The 18568-nt window shown below is 49.4% G+C and carries 18 protein-coding genes; 9 read left to right on the forward strand and 9 right to left on the reverse strand.

What is annotated here, in order from left to right; genetic code table 11:
* Window positions 1-21: 21 nt before the first annotated feature.
* The 3 genes from LHUE1_RS04820 to yycF are packed head-to-tail and all read right to left on the reverse strand — an operon-like array spanning window position 22 to window position 4060.
* Window positions 22-1431, reverse strand: coding sequence for a YycH family regulatory protein (locus LHUE1_RS04820; RefSeq protein ID WP_049169558.1), 1410 nt, complete (start codon window positions 1429-1431; stop codon window positions 22-24).
* Window positions 1421-3331, reverse strand: a complete 1911-nt coding sequence (gene walK, locus LHUE1_RS04825; RefSeq protein WP_010490516.1) for a cell wall metabolism sensor histidine kinase WalK — start codon at window positions 3329-3331, stop codon at window positions 1421-1423. Before walK ends, LHUE1_RS04820 begins: the two co-directional genes overlap by 11 nt.
* Window positions 3332-3346: 15 nt before the next feature.
* A complete protein-coding gene (yycF, locus tag LHUE1_RS04830) occupies window positions 3347-4060 on the reverse strand; it encodes a response regulator YycF (RefSeq protein WP_049169559.1) in 714 nt (237 codons plus the stop codon).
* 212 nt (window positions 4061-4272) lie between these two features.
* Between yycF and LHUE1_RS04835 the strand changes: the two genes are divergently transcribed.
* The gene (locus LHUE1_RS04835) at window positions 4273-4947 is read left to right on the forward strand and encodes an alpha/beta fold hydrolase (RefSeq protein WP_049169560.1); all 675 of its coding nucleotides are present in this window, start codon (window positions 4273-4275) and stop codon (window positions 4945-4947) included.
* A 219-nt stretch (window positions 4948-5166) separates the two neighbouring features.
* Here the strand turns inward: LHUE1_RS04835 and LHUE1_RS04840 are convergent, their stop codons facing one another.
* Complete coding sequence (locus LHUE1_RS04840; RefSeq protein WP_039639065.1) at window positions 5167-6399, reverse strand: IS110 family RNA-guided transposase; 1233 nt, start codon at window positions 6397-6399, stop codon at window positions 5167-5169.
* 361 nt (window positions 6400-6760) lie between these two features.
* Here LHUE1_RS04840 and LHUE1_RS04845 point away from each other — a divergent pair, with 361 nt between their 5' ends.
* The 3 genes from LHUE1_RS04845 to argH are packed head-to-tail and all read left to right on the forward strand — an operon-like array spanning window position 6761 to window position 10846.
* Window positions 6761-8209, forward strand: coding sequence for an ABC transporter substrate-binding protein/permease (locus LHUE1_RS04845; RefSeq protein WP_049169561.1), 1449 nt, complete (start codon window positions 6761-6763; stop codon window positions 8207-8209).
* A gap of 23 nt (window positions 8210-8232) precedes the next feature.
* Window positions 8233-9453, forward strand: coding sequence for an argininosuccinate synthase (locus tag LHUE1_RS04850; protein WP_010490507.1), 1221 nt, complete (start codon window positions 8233-8235; stop codon window positions 9451-9453).
* Window positions 9446-10846 (forward strand): argininosuccinate lyase, encoded by a 1401-nt coding sequence (argH, locus tag LHUE1_RS04855; RefSeq protein WP_049169562.1) that lies wholly within the window; start codon window positions 9446-9448, stop codon window positions 10844-10846. Before LHUE1_RS04850 ends, argH begins: the two co-directional genes overlap by 8 nt.
* A gap of 381 nt (window positions 10847-11227) precedes the next feature.
* Here the strand turns inward: argH and LHUE1_RS04860 are convergent, their stop codons facing one another.
* The 4 genes from LHUE1_RS04860 to LHUE1_RS04875 all read right to left on the reverse strand — a co-directional run bounded on the left by LHUE1_RS04860 (window position 11228) and on the right by LHUE1_RS04875 (window position 15057).
* Window positions 11228-12328, reverse strand: a complete 1101-nt coding sequence (locus LHUE1_RS04860) for a DUF871 domain-containing protein (RefSeq protein ID WP_049169563.1) — start codon at window positions 12326-12328, stop codon at window positions 11228-11230.
* Window positions 12329-12345: 17 nt separating this feature from the next.
* The gene (locus LHUE1_RS04865; protein WP_049169564.1) at window positions 12346-12765 is read right to left on the reverse strand and encodes a DUF3284 domain-containing protein; all 420 of its coding nucleotides are present in this window, start codon (window positions 12763-12765) and stop codon (window positions 12346-12348) included.
* Window positions 12766-12818: 53 nt separating this feature from the next.
* Window positions 12819-14180 carry a PTS sugar transporter subunit IIC gene (locus LHUE1_RS04870; protein ID WP_049169565.1) on the reverse strand — a complete coding sequence of 454 codons (1362 nt, stop codon included), beginning with the start codon at window positions 14178-14180 and terminating at the stop codon, window positions 12819-12821.
* Window positions 14181-14346: 166 nt separating this feature from the next.
* Window positions 14347-15057, reverse strand: a complete 711-nt coding sequence (locus LHUE1_RS04875; RefSeq protein WP_049169566.1) for a GntR family transcriptional regulator — start codon at window positions 15055-15057, stop codon at window positions 14347-14349.
* Between the two features lie 114 nt (window positions 15058-15171).
* On the opposite strand from LHUE1_RS04875, the gene LHUE1_RS04880 reads away from it, so the two are divergent.
* A complete protein-coding gene (locus LHUE1_RS04880; protein ID WP_049169567.1) occupies window positions 15172-15501 on the forward strand; it encodes a PTS sugar transporter subunit IIB in 330 nt (109 codons plus the stop codon).
* The gene (locus LHUE1_RS04885) at window positions 15498-15830 is read left to right on the forward strand and encodes a PTS lactose/cellobiose transporter subunit IIA (protein ID WP_049169568.1); all 333 of its coding nucleotides are present in this window, start codon (window positions 15498-15500) and stop codon (window positions 15828-15830) included. Before LHUE1_RS04880 ends, LHUE1_RS04885 begins: the two co-directional genes overlap by 4 nt.
* A gap of 179 nt (window positions 15831-16009) precedes the next feature.
* On the opposite strand, the gene LHUE1_RS04890 is transcribed toward LHUE1_RS04885, so the two are convergent.
* Window positions 16010-16561 (reverse strand): GNAT family N-acetyltransferase, encoded by a 552-nt coding sequence (locus LHUE1_RS04890; protein WP_049169569.1) that lies wholly within the window; start codon window positions 16559-16561, stop codon window positions 16010-16012.
* 260 nt (window positions 16562-16821) lie between these two features.
* Here LHUE1_RS04890 and LHUE1_RS04895 point away from each other — a divergent pair, with 260 nt between their 5' ends.
* The 3 genes from LHUE1_RS04895 (at window position 16822) to LHUE1_RS04905 (ending at window position 18549) form a co-directional block, all read left to right on the forward strand.
* Window positions 16822-17286 (forward strand): NUDIX hydrolase, encoded by a 465-nt coding sequence (locus LHUE1_RS04895; protein ID WP_049169570.1) that lies wholly within the window; start codon window positions 16822-16824, stop codon window positions 17284-17286.
* Window positions 17286-17774, forward strand: a complete 489-nt coding sequence (locus LHUE1_RS04900; protein WP_049169571.1) for an AAA family ATPase — start codon at window positions 17286-17288, stop codon at window positions 17772-17774. Before LHUE1_RS04895 ends, LHUE1_RS04900 begins: the two co-directional genes overlap by 1 nt.
* Before the next feature lie 151 nt (window positions 17775-17925).
* Window positions 17926-18549: a hydrolase gene (locus LHUE1_RS04905; RefSeq protein WP_049169572.1), complete on the forward strand. Its 624-nt coding sequence runs from the start codon at window positions 17926-17928 to the stop codon at window positions 18547-18549.
* Window positions 18550-18568: the final 19 nt, after the last annotated feature.

Consider the following 18568-nt stretch of genomic DNA (forward strand, 5'->3'; position numbering starts at 1 on the left):
AACCGGAGTGTAGGCCTTCAGTCACTGCGACGCCCCCGAATCACTCGAACTGCCAGCTGCCGCATTATTACTTGGGGTTGCCGTTTGGCTGCTAGCAGCACTGGCAGAAGAAGCACTGCTATGATTCAGCCAACTTTGATAGTCGCGATACTCGCCCTTCATCTCGACATAATAAGTCGGCTGCAGATCAACCACCTGCTGATCATTACTGCTGCCGGTCCACTGATAGCCAATCAGAATATCCGTAATCTGACTCGCCCGGTAACCTGCCGCCACCAACTGATTCACGATAGTAGCAGTTGCCGGCAAGGTTTGCGCAGGCTGGTTCGTCGGAATCGGCACCGTCAAATTGGTATTGGAAAAGTTAATCTCCTCAGATGTCTGTGTATACCGAACCGTCACATCGCCTTTTTGATCGGCATTAAAAATCGGGAACCCTTGCGCATACGTTTTATAAATGACAGAACCGCGACTCGCATCATACTGGAAATACCGCATGCTGGACAGATTCGTCATCTGCAAGGCACTAAGCCCTTTGAATGTTGCATGGAAGAAATTAGCTAGGCCATTATTGGGAAAGGCTGCCGCATAATTTTCAAACTCAATGGCCCCGGTCGTCGAATCAGCGGTCATCCGGCGGGTTGATCCGGCCGTATACAGCGTACTATCACCGATTTCACGGGCATCCACATTGCTGGCTGTCTTAGACGGCATCAACAAGGAAACATAATAATTGGCACTTTGTTGATCCATCAAATACGCATACGGCTGCAACTTAATCGGCTGGGTGAAAAAGGCAACCTCATTACCGCTCAACCGTTTTTCTTCAATTGGGAAAGCCTTGGTGGAACGCTTTTTAACAAGATTTTCTAACTGCCCGGTCGTCACATTCGTTAGCTTCGCTTCATAAACCGTGCGCGTTGCGTCATTAATGAACGTCAGACGATTAGCACCGGTCTCCAGATTCAACAGGATGCGATTAAAATGAAAGTCTGATGACTTGAGGTTTGGCTGTTTGTTGAAATACCACTGTTCAAACTGCTTAAAGCTCATCACATCTTGGTAAATCAGCTGTAAACTGTCGTCCTGCTGCAAATAATTGTCATAGTTAGTCGAAGAAACCTTGCCAATCGTTTTGATTTTCGTCATGTGCCAATCAGCCATGGTTTGGCGTACTTGCCGACCCATATTCGCGTTGGCTTCCATCAGCAACTGCTTCTGCCCGCCATGCGTGTAGTAAACCTGATTCGGCAGATAAATAGTGCCTTCCAGTTTTTTAACGTTCGGATCGTTCTCAGTCGTCACCTGCACATTCGATGTGTTCCGTCGCTCCTGCCGTGAAGGGTTTCGCCAAATTAGCGACGTGAAGACGAAGCTCAAGATGACCATGGCAATCAGGCTGACCCGTAAAATCCAATTACTAAGCTTCATCCCAGTCATCCCCTCCGTCTGTGATCGGTTCGTAAGGCAATGAAATATAGAAGGTACTGCCGCGACCCTCTTGGGAATCAACCCAGATGCGGCCATGCAAGGCTTCGACAACTTCCTTGGAAATTGCCAAGCCTAAGCCGGTGCCGCCTTGTTTGCGTGAGCGCGCCTTGTCGACCCGATAGAAGCGGTCGAAAATTTTGCCCAGATCCTGGCGCGGAATACCCAGACCCTGGTCGCTGATGGACAAAATCACGTGGTCATGCGTCTGGAACAGCCGAGCCGTGATCACACCGCCATCCGGACTGTACTTAATCGCGTTATTCATAATGTTATCGATCACTTGCATGAACTTATCGGTATCAATTTCAACCCAAAGATCTTCATTGGTAATTTCCCGTTTAATCGAATAGCGTTTCTTATGGCCATCAGGCTGCGGCAACGGCTGGGCCGTTCGCGCCTCACCAGTGTGTTCGTTGTCGGTCTTGAGCATCATGTCAAAGCGATCCAGTACATAATTGAAGAATTCGTTGAGATTAACGGTTTCCAGATTAAACTTACTGGTGCCGGAGTCCAGTCGGGACAGACTCAGCAGGTCATTAATCATTCGAATCATGCGATCCGTTTCCTCTTGGGTCACGTTCAGAAAACGCGGTGCCAACTTCGGATCTTTCCAGGCACCATCACTCAAAGCTTCGATATAACTGCGTACCGATGTCAGTGGCGTCCGCAACTCATGCGAGACATTCGAGACAAATTCCTTACGATCACGATCAATCTTTTGCTGCTCGGTAACATCATGCAAAACCGCAACCAAGCCAGAAATAAAACCGGTTTCGCGTTGAATCAGGCTAAAGTCGACCCGCAGAATCAGGTCATGATCCATTTTTTCCGAAAAATCGAGTAACAACTCGGTTTGGTGTTCCAGCAAATCACGTAAGGTGTAATCCTTGGCAATGTTGAGCAGTTTCAAAATCGAGACGCCGATGACATCCTCATTTTTGGTGTTGAGGAAGTTCAAGGCTGTCTGGTTGATGATAATGACGTTACCACGGCGATCCGTCGCAATCACGCCATCGGTCATATGCGCCAGCACACTGTCCAAGCGCCGGCGCTCCGCCTCAGATGCTTCCTGGGCTTCTTCAACCCGGACACTCAGATTATTGACCGCAACCGCCAATTGGCCGAGTTCATCCTGACCATAAATCCGTACTTGCCCGGAATAGTCACCGCGGGCCATGCGAATCGCCTGCTTCTTCATTTCGTCAATTGGCCGGGTAATTGCCCGGCTAATGACAATCGAAAGCAGTGTACCCAGTAAACCGGCAACCAAACTGGAAATCAGGAAAATGCCGACAATCTTATTGATGCTGTCATAGGCCTGTTCCATGGATGCCGAAATCGCAATCGCGCCGATGACCGAGTTGTTGTCACCGGTGGCATTCGGATTCTTAATTGGAATCACTTTGTAATAAGTCGAACCGGTTCGATCGCGATACTCATAACCTTCATACTGTTGGCCTGAGTACAGCGTATTTTTAATGTTGGAATTAGCCGACTTCTGGCCTACATTGGTCTGGGCATTAATGTCACTGTCGCCGCGAATCGTCCCTTTTGAATCCACCACTTGTAAATCAGCTGAGTTGGCAATATCTGCTTGGCTCAGCGTGCTTTTGATATCATCATTGGCATTATCCGTATCAGTGCGCAACAAATCCGCGGCCAGTTTATCCTGAATATAGCTGTCCACGTTCACACTGGTTTTAAACTGCTCGATGTTTTGTTGCTCCAGGGTCTTCACAAAATAGGCCCCGATCATTTCCAGCGTCACGACCAGCAAAAGAATAAAGACGATCGCGATTTTAAAATGAATCGACTGAAAGAAGCGAATCTTTTTATTCAACAGTGCTGCTCCTAATTATTCAGCATCAGGATTCCGCAAATAATAGCCAACGCCGCGCCGGGTCACCAGCCATTCCGGATGGGACGGATTATCCTCGATTTTTTCGCGCAACCGCCGAACGGTCACGTCAACTGTCCGGACATCACCAAAATAATCATAGCCCCAGACGGTTTGTAGTAAGTGTTCCCGGGTCATAACTTGGCCCAAGTGGCGCGCCAAATAATGCAGCAATTCAAATTCGCGATGCGTCAGTTCGATATTCTCACCACGTTTCGAAACCGTGTACGCATCTGGATGAATCGTCAGATCACCGACTTGCAGTTCGCGATTGGCCTCATCCTCTTCGTTATTGGCGGCGCTTGATGCTGAGGTTCGCCGCAAATTGGCTTTCACGCGCGCGACTAACTCACGATTGGAAAATGGTTTGGTGACATAATCATCCGCGCCGAGTTCCAATCCCAAAACCTTGTCAATTTCGGAATCTTTTGCGGTCAGCATAATAATCGGTGTGTCATGTTCTTTACGAATTTGTCGGGCGACTTCAAGCCCATCGATTTTCGGTAACATCAGGTCAAGTAAAATCAAATCGGGTGATTCTGATTCAACTTTCTTTAAGGCTTCTTCGCCATCATAAGCGGTTACGACATCGTAACCTTCTTTATCCAAATTAAACTTGACGATATCTGAGATTGGCTTCTCATCGTCAACGACCAAGATTTTTTTCGCCATCATCGGCCCTCCTTGGTTTAAGATACTCTTCTATAGTATAACGGTTTTGTAAGACGAGTGCGACCCGCCTGCTGTGTGGCAGCGGCAACTCGCGTCAAAGCCGCTTCTGTCGCTTGTTTTGCCCTATCTTTAAATTTCGCAAAAGTTGACGTCTAGCCCTTGTTTTGGGAGGAATGCGCCGGCTCACGCTCACTTTCTCTGGAGGTTATTATATGTTCTTCTATCACAACGATCTAAAACTCTACTATCACAAAAGCGGGCACGGGCCGGCGATTATTTTGCTGCATGGCAACGGCGAGGATCATACGATTTTTAGCGACTTGATCACTTACCTAGCGCCGCATTATACCGTGATTGCGCTTGATAGTCGTGACCACGGCCAGAGCACCCGCACGGATCAGCTTAGTTATGATGCCATGACGGAAGATGTCGCCGCGTTGATCAGCGAGTTGTCGCTGCAACGGCCGATCATTCTTGGGTTTTCGGATGGTGGCATTATCGCTTTGCTGTTGGCGATTCGCCATCCGAAGTTAGTGGGTGCCTTGATTGTAGCCGGTGCCAACCTGACGCCTCAAGGGTTGCGGTGGTATTCCCGGATTCTTTTTCGGATTGCTGCCGGGCATCGACCTTCGCCTAAGCTGGCCATGATGCTCCACGAACCGCAAATTACGCCAGCCATGTTGCACACCATTTCCGTGCCGACGCTGGTGCTGGCCGGTAGTCGCGACCTGATTGCCCGCAAAGAGACTTTCACGATTGCGACGCATATTCAAAATGCCGAACTGCATATCCTCCCCGGCGAAACCCACAACTCCTACATTCGCGATAATACCAAGCTTTGGCACCTCATCTCCCCGTTCTTGGCTGGACTTCGGGCAACTGGCTAAAAATGAATTAATTTTGCATATTTAACATTTTCCTTGCATATTCATTGAAATGAGTATATATTCAGTCCATAATCATTAGCGAGACTTGTGGTCTGAAGTCAAGGGAGTGATTCAAATTATCTAGACTTGTTTCATTTTTCAGAGGGTATACTTCCCCCAGCCCAGGGATTTAGTAATTTCTCTAGGTGAATCTAAAGCCCTAACTTGACGCTTGGCGCGCTAGACCGCTTTGGCTGGTTTATACAACTCGTGGTTTTTAAGTAATGCATAGATCACGCGTACCAGCTTTCTTGCAGTCATGACACAAGCACGTCGGTGTTGATATTTTGGCACCTCCCGGTATTTCTTGTCGTAAAATCTGGCAAATGTGGGATCATGCGCTCTTACCGAGTTGGCAGCTTCAATTAGGTAATAGCGTAAGTACTGATCGCCGTTATGCGTGCGCGGCGTTAGTTGCCGCTCACCGTTTCCGGATTGACTTCTGCGCCAAACCAGTCCGGCATAGCTTGCCAAACTAGCTTCACTCGGAAACCGTTCAATCTGACCAATTTCAGCCAGTAGTCCAGCCGAGTAGACTGGGCCAACGCCTGGAATACTTTGCGTTGACTGTGAGCCATCAATGACGGCACACAGGTCGGTGATGCTCTTGTCTAGGGCTTTTAGTTGCTTTTGTAACATCCGGATCTGGTTGATGTAAATCGCCATGACCTGGTCAACAGAATCGGCAACCGTCTTGCTCAAGCGATAAGAGCTACGGATGGCTTTTTGTAAGGCCTTAGCGATCGCCTCTGGGTCACCAAAGCGACCGTGGGACAATTGGTTAAGATCTTGAGTAAGCGTCTGTAAGGGCATCTGAGCGATTTCGTCCAGTGTGTACTTTTCACCGCTAAGCACCGTCATCATCGTGTTTCCGAACACAGAAGTCGGTAGCTCAGCTTCCAGTGTGTTCAATCGGAAGTACAGATTGTTGAGGAAGTGGTTTTTGCCATCTGTAATTTGTTTGACGACGTGATACCGTTCGCGGGTGAGCCGCTGTAAGGCAATGTGTTTCTCGTCGCGGGTCACTGGCACTTGATACCGGCCAATGCGCAGAAAGTCTGCGATGTGGAAGGCATCAATGGTATCAGTCTTGTCGTCATCGAACAATTGGCTGTAACGATGAGTCATCTTGGGGTTCAACGTGACGACAGTGGCATCCAACGCACTGAGCGCTGAGCTTTGTTCAAAGTAAAGTGTGGGGTGGATGTTGTACACCGAGGTGGCTTCCATGCCAATCACGATCTTTAGTGAATCATCTTGGCGTTTAGCCCATTCCAGGATTAATTTCTCAATTTGGCCGGCCCCGTCAGGGGTATTCGTGGTCTTGTCCTGGAAAATAACCTTCTTGGCAGAATCCAAGCCACAGTAATCAAGCTTTGCTTTTGAAACATCAATACCAACATTCAAGTTCATCGAATTGGACCTCCTTTCTGTTCTGATTTATGGATAGGCTTGGGCGCTGCGCGATATTCCCTAATTATGAACCTACAGTACTTCCTCGCAGTATGAGCAGTCTGTCTGAGGATCAGTAGCTGCTCGGTGAAACGCGAGTCACCGAACTGATCTCCAGCCCCCGCAGCTTGTGGTTTGTGCTTGTTCGATTCATCTGGGCGGCAGTCTCGGGGTGAAGTCTAGCAATAGCTAGCAACAGGAGGGAAAAGCCTATACCAGTTGGACCCAAATCCAATGAACAACTAGAGAATATCACGCAACATCCAAGTACGGAGCTATCCAAGAACTTGGTTGTAATTTAAATATACGAGGAGTGAATTATATGCGGGGAATCAAACATTGGGCAGTTGCCATCGTTGCACTTTTAGCCATGTTCATCGGCTTCACCGTTCAGCAACCGACACCAACGGCAGCTGCCGGCGATGATCTGGCAGCGATCCAAAAGCGCGGCTATCTGATCGTTGGCTTGTCTGCCGATTATGCCCCCTTAGAGTTCCATGCAACATTGAATGGGGCTGATACCATCGTCGGCGCTGATATTTCCATGTCCAAACAGATCGCCAAGGATATGGGCGTGAAACTGCAAATCAAAGAAATGAATTTCACCGCCCTGATCGGCGCACTGAAGACCGGCAAAATCGATTTGATTGTCTCCGGTATGTCCAAAACGCCGGAACGGGAAAAAGAAGTTAATTTCTCGCAACCATACCTGTACGAAACTCAGGTCATGGTGATTCGCAAAGCCGATAAAGCCAAGTATAAATCAATCGCCGACTTTTCCGGTAAGCGGGTTGGCGCGCAGAAACAAACCACCCAGGAGCAATTAGCCAAAACCCAACTGCCTGGCGCAAAGGTCACAAGTCTCGACAAGGCCAATGATGTCATCGCCCAGATTTCTTACAACAAATTGGACGCCGGCGTCATGGCGAGCACCATTGCTGATTCATATGTGGCCCGTACGCCGAGCCTGATGGTGTTGGATCCGCATTTTGCCACCGACAAAGCGCCGACTGCCATTGCGGTTAACAAGCAGTCGCCGGCACTCCTTGCACAAGTCAACAAGACCATCAGCAAGGTCAAAGGCGCCAAGTATAAGCAGTATTTGCAAGCGGCTTACAAGCTGCAGGATCAGAATCAGGGTTTCTGGGCTAAATACGGAAACTACTTCATCCGCGGCGCGATTTATACCTTGATTTTCGCGGCGTTAACCGTCTTCTTCGGCACCATCATCGGTACCTTGCTGGCGTTGATGAAGCTCAGCCGCAATTGGCTCGCCAAGGCCATCGCCAATGTCTACATCGAATTCATTCGCGGCACGCCATTACTGGTCCAAGCGTTCATCGTTTTCTTCGGCACGCAGATTCTCGGATTGGATCTCAGCGCCTTCATTGCCGGTGCGATCGCGATGGCCATCAACTCCGGTGCCTATGTTGCCGAAATCATCCGGGGCGGGATCAACTCTGTCCCGGTTGGGCAAACCGAAGCGGCCCGTTCGCTGGGGCTGCACCAACGCCAGGCGATGCGCTACGTGATTTTACCGCAAGCCATGAAGAACATCTGGCCGGCGCTCGGGAACGAATTTGTCACCGATATCAAGGAAAGCTCAGTGCTATCCGTCATTGGCGCCACCGAATTAATGTTTGAAGGCACGGTCGTTCAAGGCGCTTCGTTCAAGCCGTTCCTACCGCTGGTGGTCGTCGCCATCTTCTACTTCATCATGACCTTCACCTTGTCGCGTTTGTTACGTTTAATCGAAAAACGGTTTAACTAAAATAAAAAAGGAGATATTCACACATGACAGAAAAAATTGTATTAGCTTACTCAGGCGGTCTTGACACATCCGTTGCGATTCCTTGGTTGATGGATAAAGGATACGAGGTCATCGCCGTGGTTTTAAACGTCGGCCAGCCGGATGCCGATTTTGACGCGATTCAGCAAAAGGCGCTTAAAGTCGGGGCGATTGATTCAATCGTCGTTGATGCGCAAGACGAATTTGCCGATCACTATGTCGCGCCGGTCATCAAGGCTAATGCATTATATGAAGGCGACTATCCCCTTGTCTCAGCGTTATCCCGTCCTTTGATCATTGAACATCTGGTCAAAATTGCCCACCAGCAAAACGCCACGGCCATCGCCCACGGTTCAACCGGCAAAGGCAATGATCAGGTCCGTTTTGAAGCGGCAATTCACGCCTTGGATCCCGATATGAAAATCGAAGCACCGATTCGCGATTTTCACTGGTCACGCGAAGAAGAAATCGACTACGCAAAAGAGCACAACGTTCCGGTACCGATCGGCAAAGCATCCCCCTATTCCATTGATGCCAATCTCTGGGGTCGCGCCAATGAAGCCGGTATTCTCGAGAATCCTTGGAATCAAGCGCCTGATGATGCTTGGGGCATGACCGTTGCTCCAGAAGAAGCCCCTGACGAACCGACTTTTCTTGATCTGACCTTCGAACAGGGTGTGCCGGTCGCCTTAAATGACGAGCACATGCCGCTGGCCGCTATGATCAAAAAGCTCAATCAAATTGCCGGCGCAAACGGCATCGGTCGAATTGACAAAATCGAAAACCGGCTTGTCGGTATCAAGTCCCGCGAAGTTTACGAAGCCCCAGCCGCTGCCGTCATCATGGCCGCCCACCACGACTTAGAAAATCTGACGCTCGAACGCGACGTGCAACACTTCAAGCCAACGATCGAAAACAAACTCACGAACATGATTTACGAAGCTCAGTGGATTTCACCTTTGTTCGACGCCTTAATGGCCTTCATCGATCAGACGCAAGCGGTTGTCAACGGGACGGTCAAAATGAAGCTTTACAAAGGCAATGCTGTCGCTGTTGCCCGCAAGTCCGCGCATAACTCACTCTACGACGAAGATCTGGCCACCTACACCAGCGCCGACTCCTTCGATCAGGAAGCAGCAGCCGGCTTCATCAAACTCTGGACTCTGCCGACCACCGTTTTCGAGCAGGTCAACCACGTTCACTCCGAGGAAAAGCAACATGACTGATAAACTATGGGGCGGGCGCTTCACCGAAAAAGCCGCGCACTGGGTCGATGCTTTCGGCGCCTCCATCGGTTTTGACCAACAAATGGCTAAAGAGGATCTGGAAGGTTCCTTAGCCCACGTCAAAATGTTAGGGAAAACCGGCATCATCCCACAAAGTGATGCAGACAAAATTACTGCCGGCCTGCACCATCTGCAAAAAGAACTGGCCGCCGGGAAATTGCATTTTACCGTGGAGAATGAAGACATCCACCTCAACATGGAGGCTTTGCTCACTGCCGAAATCGGCCCGGTTGCCGGCAAGCTGCACACAGCACGCTCCCGCAATGACCAGGTTGCCACCGATTTACACCTCTGGCTCAAGCATCGTCTGCCGGAAATCAAAGAAGCCTTGACCAATTTACAAACGGTTTTGGTCGGTCAAGCCAAAGTCCACGCCGCCACGATCATGCCTGGCTACACCCACATGCAGCACGCTCAGCCGATCACCTATGGCCATTATTTGTTGGCGTATTTCGAAATGTTCCAGCGTGACTGGGAACGTTTCGACTTTACCCAAAAGCACACCGACATCTTGCCATTAGGTGCGGCTGCGTTGGCTGGCACCACCTTCCCGATTGATCGCACATTGGTCGCGAAAGAACTTGGCTTTGATCAGCTGTACCATAACAGCTTGGACGCCGTATCCGACCGGGACTTCGCACTTGAATTTCTCAGCAACAGTGCCATTTTGATGCAACATCTAAGTAGGATGGCCGAAGAACTGATCTTGTGGTCCACATTTGAGTTCAACTACATCGAGCTCGGCGATGATTTTTCCACTGGCAGTTCGATTATGCCGCAAAAGAAAAACCCGGACTTCGCCGAACTCATTCGCGGTAAAACCGGACGGGTGTATGGTGCTCTAATGGGACTGCTCACCACCATGAAGGCGATCCCGCTGGCCTATAACAAGGACATGCAGGAAGACAAGGAGCCGATTTTTGACACCTACAACACCATTCTCGGTTCGCTGCATATTTTCACCGGCATGCTAAGCGATCTCACCGTGCACGAAAAGCGCATGGCCCAAGCCACCACCCACGACTTCAGCAACGCAACCGAACTCGCCGACTACCTGGCCACAAAAGGCGTTCCTTTCCGCCAGGCACACGCCATCGTCGGTGAACTCGTGCTAAAAGGCATCAAATCCGGCACCGCCCTGCAGGAAATGCCACTAAGCGAGCTCCAACAGGCCGCTCCGCAAATCGAAAACGACGTCTACGCCGAACTCACCTCCAAAGTCGCCGTCAATCGCCGCACGTCACTAGGCGGCACCGCCGTCAGCAACGTCTTGAAAGAGGTGGCCCGGGATGAAAAAATCATTGCGGCACATGAGAAGAAGCAAGCACAATAACTTGATACGTCAGGTTATTATCAAGACTTTTGCTGGTGTCTTGCATTAAGTGGAACATAATTAACGGTCAAAATAAAAAGCGAAGGTGCTTCCCAAAAAATCGGAAGTGCCTTCGCTTTTGTTTACGGGAAAATAATCTGTGGGGAACATTAAGACCCTAGTGCCAAAGCGGAGCAATCGTAGGCCAGATGGGGCTCAGCAGTGGAATTGTTGTTGGTGGGGCGCTTTTTGCCCCGCCTACAACAAGGCCGAGCTTCGAAACCGCGGTCTTTGCGGGTTCGAAGTCGTGCCCACCACTCTAGCTTCGCGGTCGCCATCCCACATCTGGCCGGAGATTGCGGAGTTTGGCACGACTCGGAACAAATTGCCTAAGTTTTTACCTCAATTACTCAACTTCTCCAACACAAACGTCGACCAAGGTTTAACCAAATCCAAAAAGCCAAGGTCGTCCGCACAGATGCGGCCGATCCGATTCCGCTGGCCGTCATCCTTAAATGGAGCCAAAACGACTTGCAGCTCGCCTTTGTACCGGCCATATGCCGAGTTCACAACTAAGATGTCCCCCCGCTCAAATGATTGGCCGTTGTCATGAGCGGGGACATCTGCCGCACTGTACGTGATGCGCGGCTGGGTATCCCGCAGCAGATAGGCTGAAGCATCCCCGCGATAAAGATGCGGCGCGGCAAAGGCAATTTTTTCCTCAGTCGGCGTCATGTTGGCTGACATCTCGGCATGCAGCACAGGATATGGCGTCAAAAAAGTTGCGGCGACTGCCTTAAGTTCCGCTTCACTAGCAAACGCGTTACCGATGATCACGTCATCAATCTGACCCGTCAGCACCAAATGGCTGGTTTGACTGACAATATCCCGATGCCGATCACTTTCCATCGTCGGCAGGCCGTCATGAATCGGCCAGGGACCGATTTTTCCGTTAGCCGACGACACAAACGCCGCTGTGTGTAACCCATAATGGCGGTATTGCTGCGAGTATTCGGTAAAAATGGCATCACTCAACCCGGTAAAGGCTTGCGGATAAAAGTTATGGCAGCCGATTAGGTTATCGCGATCGGGATCATAGGACATGATACTCGCCAGATAATTGGTCCCCCGGCTCATATTCAGTTCGATTTTTAAGCCATAAGGATTGTGCGTCATCCGTGCTTCTTCTGCCCCAGTGAAGCCTTCATCCAGCCGCAGTCCCCAAACATGGAGGTTCTCGAAAAAACTTAGATCATCATAACTGATCTTCAATTCCTTGAACAACGCCGGATTGATATCCACGATCGTCTTAAACCCAAGCTGGTTAGCATAATCAATCGTTTGGCTAAACTTTGCCAACAAATCCTCCCCGTCTTTGCCCGAAAGCTGCAAAAGCGAGGTGAATATACGGCTATAACCATAATGATGGGCCAGATCGAGATAGGCTTTGTTCACCTCGAAACTGCTTTGATCCGGATAAAGCGAGATGCCTAATCGTTTCATTTCACAAAAATCCCTTCTTAGCTAAAATATTGTGCAGCCATTTGACGCGACATCTTTTTAAAGCGATGCTTACGTTGCCAGTTTAATAAAAACCCGGCTGTGCGATTATTAGCTTTGCCTTTAGCGGTTTTACCCTCAATTGTTTCAGTATAGTGCAGCATCGTCTTGTGGTCACCGAGATCGCGTAATTGATAATCCACCTGATAATGATCGCGGGCGGTGTCAAGCTCATACGCGTAACGCTCATTGGCGATGGCATGCGTGATCGTCAGCTTTCCGGTCATGCCATTGGCCCACTTTTTCTGATATGTGAAGCCATCCAGACTGCCCGGCAACACTTCCCGGCCGGTATGCGTCTTGATGTCGGCCTGCACAGACCGAATCAGTTGGCCGTACATGAACGCTGCCGGCACTTTGAACATCATTTGAATTTCCAATTAAAAATCACCTCTCTAGAATCAATGGCGTTTGCCGCTGGTGGATCTTTTAATCAAACGTCAAGTTGTGCTGGTTTGATGCGGTTGGCAGCTTTGACAAATGGCACGTAGATTAAGAAGCCGATCACCATGTTAACCAGCTGCAAGACTGCCGCTCGCCAGTCCATGGTCGCAACTAACGCATTCAAAAATGGCGGCATGGACCAAACAATCTGGTTTTTAATCGGTGAGACCAACCCCATCGTCACGGCGCCGTATGCAATGGAAACCATGACAACTGGCGCCATAATAAACGGAATGAAGTAAATCGGATCCAACACAATCGGCATCCCGAACATCACCGGCTCATTCACGTTGAAGAACCCAGGTGCAATAGACAACTTGGCCACTGCCCGTTGATCATCCCGCTTGGAGAACATCAAAATCGCAATCAGCAGCAATAACGTTGAGCCTGCGCCGCCGATCCATGCATACAAGTCGAATGAATTACGGGTCCACAGATATGGTAAGGACTGACCCTTATGGAAAGCATTGATATTGGCCAATTGCGCCGTCAACCAAATACTATCAAGCACCGGCCCCAACACATTGGTCCCGTGAATCCCGAAGAACCAGAAAACCTGAACCAAAATGGTCATCAGCAACACGGCGCCATAGCCTTGGCTCAACCCCAACAGCGGTTCCTGCAAGACTTTAGCAATAAATTCGATCACCGTGGTACCAAACTGGGTGAAAAGATAATTGATAATACCAACGCCGTAAAGTGCGACTGCGGCAGGTACAATACCGGTGAAAGCATTAGCAACAGCCGGGGGAACTGAATCCGGCATTTTAATCGTAATGTGCTTTTTCATCAACCAGATATAAATCGTCGCAGCAATGGCACCCATCAGCATGACGGTGAAGAAACCGTACGCGCCAAAGAATTTACCAAAGTTAAAGAAGCCCCACATACTGACGTCTTTACCGGAAACAACGGCGCCGGCATCGGTCAGAGTTTTGACGGCCCCTTTTGCCAATCCGGCCTTCAACGTCAGGGTAAAGTTTTGCGGCAAGCTCATAATGAACGTGCCCAACGTGACGATCCCTGCCGTCACCGGTTCGACCTTATATTGAACCGCCAGTTGGTAACCGAACGTAAACGAGAAAATCAACCCGAGAATGGCCAACGTTCCTGTCCAAACAACCGCGTTAATCCCGATCAGCCACTGCATCGAATTCACGAATCCGGTCCAGCCGAATTGCGTTGGAATATCCCGAATTAACGCATTCAACACAGTCGAAATCGCCCCGGCCATCATCGCCGGCATGATGGCAATAAAAGCATCACGCAACGCGACCAACCAACGAATCGACCCGATCCGCGCCGCGATTGGGACAACATGTTTATTGAGCCAATTGATAAGCTTATTCATTATTTACACCCCTTGTAATTGTTGAGCGTGAACCAGCCTGGTTAGAAACCGGAGTGTAAGTGGCCTTGGGCGTGATGGCCCGGTCTTAGGCCATTGCGACCAAGGTTCTTACACGCAGGTTTCTGGGCTGGTGAACGCGTTATGTTGAGCGTGAGCCAGCCCGGCCCTACCGCTCCAAATCGATATTTGTCGTGTGGTAATACAGCGTTAGACCCTGATAAACAAAATAAGTTCGTGAAAAGTTGAAAACTTTGCCGCTTGCCAAATAGTTAATCCCATCAAGACAAAGATGATTGGTTTCTACCGGCAACCCCATCAAGTCAGCATAGTCAGCTGGCAGTGGCAATGTTTGAATGTAGTTCTCGGTCGTACTGCCAACCATGTGATACGTGTTGCGCAAGTATGCGAAGATCGATCCCTGCGCAATTTCAGCCGAAAGATGCGGCACAATCGCTTGCGGGAAATACGATTCTTCCAAGTCATACAGCTGCTTTTTTAAGTACCGCAGTCGCACGACTTGGTAAACCGGAGCGCCGCGGGTGACATTACCGCGCTGAGCCAACGCAGCTGTTGCGGGGATCAGCGCAAACTTAACGACTTTAGATGTCAGCGGGCCACCTTTTACCATGGCCGTTTGATCAAAACCGATCGACATATTAAGCACCGCATCCGACTGCGCCGAATGATCAATGACGTAATAGCCACTGCCCTGAACCCGGCGCACCAGTCCGTGGGCAAACACCACGTCCAATGCTTTACGGATCGTGTTGCGACTGGCTTGATAACGATCCATCAACACCTGTTCGGTTGGCAGCTTGACCGGATACTGTCCTGCCAGAATATCTTGAATCAGTTGCTCTGCAATATCGTGATACATCGACAACCTCCCCCAATTTCAAATCCTGAAAACGCTTGTAAAATTTGTACCTACGAATTATAATAGCACAAGAAACAGAAAACGGTTACACTTTTTAAAAAAGGGGTCAGAAAAATGACAGAGAAAAAAATTATGTTGGTCTGCGCCGCCGGTATGTCAACAAGTATGCTGGTTGCACGCATGCAAAAAGCCGCCGAAAAAGACGGCATCACCGTTAATATTTTTGCCACTTCGGCTTCCGATGCCGACAACAAACTTGCGGCAGAAAACCCAGACGTTTTAATGCTCGGCCCGCAAGTTCGCTACCTTGAAGGCCAGTTCAAGAAAGATTTAGACATCCCCGTCAGCGTCATTAATATGCAGGACTACGGTTTAATGAACGGCGAAAAAGTATTGAAGGCCTCGTTAAAGGCGATTGATGACGGCAAAGGAGCAGCCTCATGAGCGAAGAAGATCAGAGCCTCGAAACCGTCATGGGATTGATTATCAATGGCGGGAATGCAAAAAGTTCGGCCTTTGAAGCCATTCACGCAGCTAAGGATGGCGATTTCAAACTGGCTGATGAGAAACTTAAAGAAGCCGATCAGTTCTTAACCCAAGCCCACAATGTCCAAAGCGGCATGCTGACGGCGGAAGCGCAAGGCGATCACGCCAAGGTCACCTTATTGATGGTGCATAGTCAGGATCACTTGATGAACGCCATCACCTTTCGCGATCTAGCTGGCGAAATAGTGGCACTTTATAAGCGATTAAGTACCCAAGAAGCCAAATAAATAAACCCTTGCCAGTCATGTGAACCGGCAAAGGCGTATTTGTGGCGAAAAATGCGACTCCTTATGCTGCAATGACGCTTTCTTTATCTCACTCTCGCTGCACCGCAGTCGCATTCAAAGCCCAAAAAGACCAGCAAAAAAGCGACTTGACTAAGCCGCCTCTTTTGCTGGTCTTTAACTTATTGCTGTTGTCGCAGCGCTTGCCATTCCTCACGTAAGATGCCGTATTTAATGGAATCCCAGTAGCGATCCTGGTAATACCGAACTTGACGCACACGGGCTTCTTGCTTCATCCCCACTGCCTCGGCCAAACCGATCATCCGCTCGTTCCCGGACCAAGTCGTGATGCCCAGATGCGGCAAGTCAATTAGGCCGAAGATCCGATCAATCCACTGATCCAGCGCCTGCTTGCCAATGCCTTTACCCCAGTAGCTCTCATCGTAAATCACGATGCCCAAGTCCAGCCACCGTTGCAAATCCCCGTCTTCATAATGCGCGGAGACGTCGCCGATTAAGATACCATCATCCCAAATGCCGTTAACAAAAGGATTAGCAACCCATTGATAGCCGGTCTGATTGGCCTGATCATCCTGCATTTCTTTCAGTGTGGGAATTTCGTCATTAAAGTAAGGCCCATTCCACTTGTGCCATTCTGCATTGGGATCGGAAAAGGCAACCTTCCACAATGTCTCAAGATCTTCCGTTTGAAAATGTTTTAACGTTACTGTCATGTTTGGGCACGCTCTCTTTCTTCATTTGGTTACACGATTTGAGGAGCTTTAAGTAAAAGGTCTCATTATATTTCCTGAACGCGGTTACTGGCCACTGATTCACCAATTTCTAAACGCTCCTGCTTGCATTTTATGTTTGTCTAAAACATACCACAATTATTACCCAGGAAATAATCCAAGTCGCAACTATGTTAACCTAAATCATAGCATGACTCCGCACTTGTTTGTTGGAGTAGACTCAATTTTCGGGAGGGATTTTTTTGGCAGACTATATTAAGCAGGTTCGCGCAAAAGTCGGACATATGCCGCTGATTATGGCGGGGACGATTGGCATTTTAACGGATGACGCTGGCCGCGTTTTACTTCAGCAGCGCAGCGATTTTACCGGTGAATGGGGGCTCATCAGCGGTACGATTGAATATGGGGAAACGCCTGCGCAGACAATGGTTCGCGAGTTCAAAGAAGAAACTAACTTAACGGTCGCGGTTGTCTCCTTGCTCGGCGTCAATGGCAATCTGACCCTTACCTATCCAAACGGCGATGTCGCCCAGTGGCTGTGCCCAGTGTTTCTCGTGAAACAATTAGGCGGCGAACTGAATAGCGATAATGATGAGACCGAGGCACTAAAGTTCTTCGATCCCGCAGCTGCTCCACGTTTGTTTAACCAGCAACACCGTGAGGCCCTCGCCCATTTCATCGCTGGGGAAAGAGGGTATTTCGACTAATGCATCAACTCGTCATTCTTCGCGGCAATTCAGGCGGTGGCAAAACAACCACGGCTAAAGTCTTGCGCGAACACCTCACTGACACACTTCTGATCTCCCAGGATGTCATCCGCCGCGACATGTTAGCGGAAAAAGATAAACCTGACAGTCCGAATATTGCCTTAATTGAACTCATCGCCCGCTTCGGCCTGCAACATGAAAAAGTGGTCATCGTTGAAGGCAAACTGAATGCGGCACGTTACGGCCAGATGTTGCAAGGATTAATTGCCGCAGCCGATCGTAGTTTTAGCTACTATTATGATCTGTCATTTGAAGAAACCCTTCATCGTCATGCCGGTCGCGCTAAAGCTAACGAGTTTGGTGCCGACAGCATGCGCCGCTGGTTCCAGCCCCATGATTTATTGGGTGTTCCGGGTGAGCAGACCATTCCTGCAAGTTGGTCACAGGATGAGGTGGTTGGGCGTATTTTGGCTGATCTCAATAGTTGAAAGTGTTTGAGGCCACTTACGCTCTGGTTTCTAACCGGCCACGCTCACGCTCTGGGCAAATTATTACTGCTTTTATCAAGATCGGATTAGAATGAGCTGGTAGGGATACTTTCGGTTTCGTCATTCACTAAAACTAGGAGAGTGGTTTTTAATGACAAGTTATCCACGGCGTGATCCTGTAACAGATCAGCTATTAACACCAGAAAATTCAGCGTTGATTTTGATTGACTATCAGCCAACGCAGGTCGAATCTATCGGCTCCATGAATCATCATGCGCTTATTCAGAACGTGGTGATGACCGCTAAATTGGCCAAAATTTATCAAGTCCCGATCGTGCTTTCAACGGTTAATGTCAAAAGTGGCCGGAATAAGGACACGATTCCTGATTTGAAAAAAGTTCTCGGCGACCAACCCAGCATTGACCGAACTTCAATTAATGCCTGGCAGGATCAGGATTTTGTTGAAGCAGTCAAAGCTACCGGACGGAAAAAGCTCATCATGGCCGCATTATGGACCGAAGCCTGTCTCACCTTCCCGACGCTTGATGCGTTAGCGGAAGGCTTCCAGGTTTATCCGGTCGTCGATGCCGTTGGCGGCACCTCAAAGATTGCCCACGAAACGGCCCTGCGACGGGTTGAACAGGCTGGTGCGCAGCTGATTACCAATGCGCAGTTAGCTTGCGAGTGGCAGCGCGACTGGAACCGGACCGATACTGTGCCGGATTTCGTTAAAATTTTGCTCGAAAACGGTGACTTCATCAACTTAGGCGCTTAATCCTTTTTCGACGATGCGG

The sequence above is a fragment of the Lacticaseibacillus huelsenbergensis genome (assembly GCF_029726355.1).
In the GTDB taxonomy this organism is placed as follows: Bacteria; Bacillota; Bacilli; order Lactobacillales; family Lactobacillaceae; genus Lacticaseibacillus; species Lacticaseibacillus casei.

Bases quoted from the DNA above. Each gene is read 5' to 3' on its own strand.
- yycF (WP_049169559.1), bottom strand. From the start codon at position 4,060: ATGGCGAAAAAAATCTTGGTCGTTGACGATGAGAAGCCAATCTCAGAT.
- LHUE1_RS04845 (WP_049169561.1), top strand. From the start codon at position 6,761: ATGCGGGGAATCAAACATTGGGCAGTTGCCATCGTTGCACTTTTAGCC.
- LHUE1_RS04840 (WP_039639065.1), bottom strand. From the start codon at position 6,399: ATGAACTTGAATGTTGGTATTGATGTTTCAAAAGCAAAGCTTGATTAC.
- LHUE1_RS04905 (WP_049169572.1), top strand. From the start codon at position 17,926: ATGACAAGTTATCCACGGCGTGATCCTGTAACAGATCAGCTATTAACA.
- LHUE1_RS04850 (WP_010490507.1), top strand. From the start codon at position 8,233: ATGACAGAAAAAATTGTATTAGCTTACTCAGGCGGTCTTGACACATCC.
- LHUE1_RS04900 (WP_049169571.1), top strand. From the start codon at position 17,286: ATGCATCAACTCGTCATTCTTCGCGGCAATTCAGGCGGTGGCAAAACA.
- LHUE1_RS04890 (WP_049169569.1), bottom strand. From the start codon at position 16,561: ATGACAGTAACGTTAAAACATTTTCAAACGGAAGATCTTGAGACATTG.
- LHUE1_RS04880 (WP_049169567.1), top strand. From the start codon at position 15,172: ATGACAGAGAAAAAAATTATGTTGGTCTGCGCCGCCGGTATGTCAACA.
- LHUE1_RS04875 (WP_049169566.1), bottom strand. From the start codon at position 15,057: ATGTATCACGATATTGCAGAGCAACTGATTCAAGATATTCTGGCAGGA.
- LHUE1_RS04870 (WP_049169565.1), bottom strand. From the start codon at position 14,180: ATGAATAAGCTTATCAATTGGCTCAATAAACATGTTGTCCCAATCGCG.
- LHUE1_RS04820 (WP_049169558.1), bottom strand. From the start codon at position 1,431: ATGAAGCTTAGTAATTGGATTTTACGGGTCAGCCTGATTGCCATGGTC.
- argH (WP_049169562.1), top strand. From the start codon at position 9,446: ATGACTGATAAACTATGGGGCGGGCGCTTCACCGAAAAAGCCGCGCAC.
- LHUE1_RS04835 (WP_049169560.1), top strand. From the start codon at position 4,273: ATGTTCTTCTATCACAACGATCTAAAACTCTACTATCACAAAAGCGGG.
- LHUE1_RS04860 (WP_049169563.1), bottom strand. From the start codon at position 12,328: ATGAAACGATTAGGCATCTCGCTTTATCCGGATCAAAGCAGTTTCGAG.
- LHUE1_RS04885 (WP_049169568.1), top strand. From the start codon at position 15,498: ATGAGCGAAGAAGATCAGAGCCTCGAAACCGTCATGGGATTGATTATC.